Annotated in this window: 4 protein-coding genes; all 4 read right to left on the bottom strand. The window is 66.0% G+C overall.

Annotation, left to right across the window (positions count from 1 at the left end; all coding sequences use genetic code 11):
• Positions 1–58 precede the first annotated feature (58 nt).
• The 4 genes from FV218_RS22255 to FV218_RS22240 are packed head-to-tail and all read right to left on the bottom strand — an operon-like array spanning position 59 to position 2,040.
• On the bottom strand, positions 59–682 hold the full coding sequence (locus FV218_RS22255) for a hypothetical protein (protein WP_147711585.1): 624 nt from the start codon (positions 680–682) through the stop codon (positions 59–61).
• The gene (locus FV218_RS22250) at positions 679–1,086 is read right to left on the bottom strand and encodes a hypothetical protein (RefSeq protein WP_147711584.1); all 408 of its coding nucleotides are present in this window, start codon (positions 1,084–1,086) and stop codon (positions 679–681) included. The genes FV218_RS22255 and FV218_RS22250 overlap by 4 nt, the downstream gene beginning before the upstream one ends.
• Before the next feature lie 13 nt (positions 1,087–1,099).
• Positions 1,100–1,321 (bottom strand): hypothetical protein, encoded by a 222-nt coding sequence (locus FV218_RS22245; protein WP_147711583.1) that lies wholly within the window; start codon positions 1,319–1,321, stop codon positions 1,100–1,102.
• Positions 1,322–1,332: 11 nt separating this feature from the next.
• A complete protein-coding gene (locus FV218_RS22240) occupies positions 1,333–2,040 on the bottom strand; it encodes a major capsid protein (RefSeq protein WP_281407891.1) in 708 nt (235 codons plus the stop codon).
• Positions 2,041–2,182: the final 142 nt, after the last annotated feature.

Raw genomic sequence — 2,182 nt, 5'->3', positions numbered from 1 at the left:
CGCTTCTGCCGGCTTCTTGGCCGGTCCGGATGTCTGCTTCATCTTCGCTCCTCAGGGGCTACGATGAACCAGCCATCCTCCGTTCGTGAAGACCCTCATTCTGTCCCACAGGTGCTGACGTCGGACAGTCGAGAATGCGGGTCCAGATGCCCTCGGGCTCGGCGCCGAAGTCCGGCTCAGCGATGGTGTCGGCGGTGAACACGTACTGCCGGGCGGCAAAGCGGGTGCCCTGCTCGGCGTTGGCGCCGCGGCGGACGGTGAGCTTCTTCAAGCCGAAGGCGATGTCGCGCAGCAGGTCCGACCACACGCCGCCGACCAGGATCTCGCGCTGGATCTGCCGGCCGACCATGTTGAGCGTGGTCTCGAGGCCTTCGTCGGTGTGCGGAATGTCGAGGCGCAGCGCAGCGCCGCCGCCTTCGGCCTCGGGCAGGTCGATGCGGGTCATGCCACCGATGGCGATCTCGACCACGAAGTTGATCTCGCGGTCGGCATCGAGCAGCGCCCACCCCGTGGGCTTGATCTCTTCATCGTCGGTGGAGATCACGAGGAAGGGCTGCGGCTCCTTCCGGATCATCTCTTCGATCGGCTGGACCGCCGAGTCGTAGACGCGGTCGCCGGCCAGGGTGCGGCCGACAAGGGCGGCGCCGAGGCACGTCCGAATGGCATAGGCGACGAGGCTCATGCGGATGCCTCTGCGGTGAGTTCGATCGTCAGCTCGCCGCTGTCGCGCGGTCCAACGCGCACCACCGTGAACGCGGGCTGGTCGATGCGGTCGAGCAACACGACGCGGTCATTGGCTGCGAGCGAGTATCCGAGTGCCGTTGCCTGCAATGGCGAGACCCGTAGGCTCAGCGTGTTGCCGGCGATGCGGGTCATAGACTGGAACCGCGATCCCTCGCGGTTGCCTTCAAGTTCGGAGGTCATCGGTTTGCTGCGGTAGCGCCCGATGATTTCACGGACAGGTCGCTCGGTGTCGATGCCCCCACCGGTCCGCCAGCCCGCCGACCCACGCGGTTCGACGCGGACGCGCTCGCCATAGGCGTCGTCGAGCGCGTCCTGCATGTCGTCGTCGAGGTCGTCGAACACGGGCACGAGCGGCCTACTTGCCCTTGTGGCCCGCCTCGGCCTTGGCCTTCGCATCCTCGGCCTTGGCGTCCACGGGCTCGTTGCGCCAGACGCCACCGTGGATCTCCGGACCGGCCTCGGCGCCTTCGGGAAGGACGATCTCGTACTTGCCTGTCGCGAGCGCGGACTGAGCCTGCCCGAAATCCATGCTGACGGCGGTGTCGTCCTTCGCACCCTTGTCCTTGATCAGTGCCATGTCGGCCTCCGTCAGTTCGAGGAGAAGCCACGAACCAGCAGGTTCGGGCGCTTGCAGAGGGGGAGCGGGTTGGACTCGGTGTGCATGTCCATGCCCTTGCCGAACTTCATGCGCTCGAGCGGAGCGACGAAGACCTGCGCGTCGAGGCCAGGGGCCGTGTTGACCTCGTCGACGAAGTCCGGCGGGGCCCAGTAGTTGGTGAAGGTCTCGCCGGTCCCGATCGGGAAGAACCGGACGTCGCCGTCGGGGACGAAGCGCTGAACGGTCGAGGTGGTGCCGTCGGCGTTGAGGTAGGTCGCCGAGCCGCGATACTCCTCGATCGTCACGTTCTGGTAGGTGAATCCGCGACGAACGTCCTGACGGTTCGGGTCCTGCGTCGAGGCGTAGAACTTGTAGGCGTCCTTGACGCTGGCGTGCCCGATGTACTTCGAGAACCACCCGGGGCCAGCGAAGCCGTGGACCCCCGACATGGTGTCGCCCTGGAGGCTGTCCTCCATGTAGCCAGACACCTCGCGAAGCTTGGCGCCGACGTCCGTCCCGGCCGTGCCGAGCGCGAAATCGACCACCTTCGGGGTCACACCGAACTGAGCGAACAGGTCGATGAGGACGGTGCCGTCGTAGTCGGTGATCACGCCCTTCAGCGCCCCCATGCGGAGGTTCTCCAGGGTAATGGCGTGCTTGCGCCGCATCGTGATCAGCTTGCGGTTCACTGCACCGATTACCGACTCCAGGCCTGTCCGTCGTCAGATGATTTGGGACATTCAGCGGTGTTCAGGAGCGGAGGCTCTGGTCCATCTGGGGTGAGAGGTTAGGCGGCCTGCGCGTGGTGGCGCAAGCGGCGATCCATCAGGGTCTGGCGCT

Source organism: Methylobacterium sp. WL69 (genome assembly GCF_008039485.1).
In the GTDB taxonomy this organism is placed as follows: domain Bacteria; phylum Pseudomonadota; class Alphaproteobacteria; order Rhizobiales; family Beijerinckiaceae; genus Methylobacterium.
The sequence above is the reverse complement of the archived record's forward strand: the minus strand, read 5'-3'. Positions and strand labels throughout refer to the sequence as shown.

What these genes read in the sequence shown, in the direction of transcription:
- FV218_RS22255 (WP_147711585.1), bottom strand. Translation starts at nt 682, where the DNA reads ATGAGCCTCGTCGCCTATGCCATTCGGACGTGCCTCGGCGCCGCCCTT.
- FV218_RS22245 (WP_147711583.1), bottom strand. Translation starts at nt 1,321, where the DNA reads ATGGCACTGATCAAGGACAAGGGTGCGAAGGACGACACCGCCGTCAGC.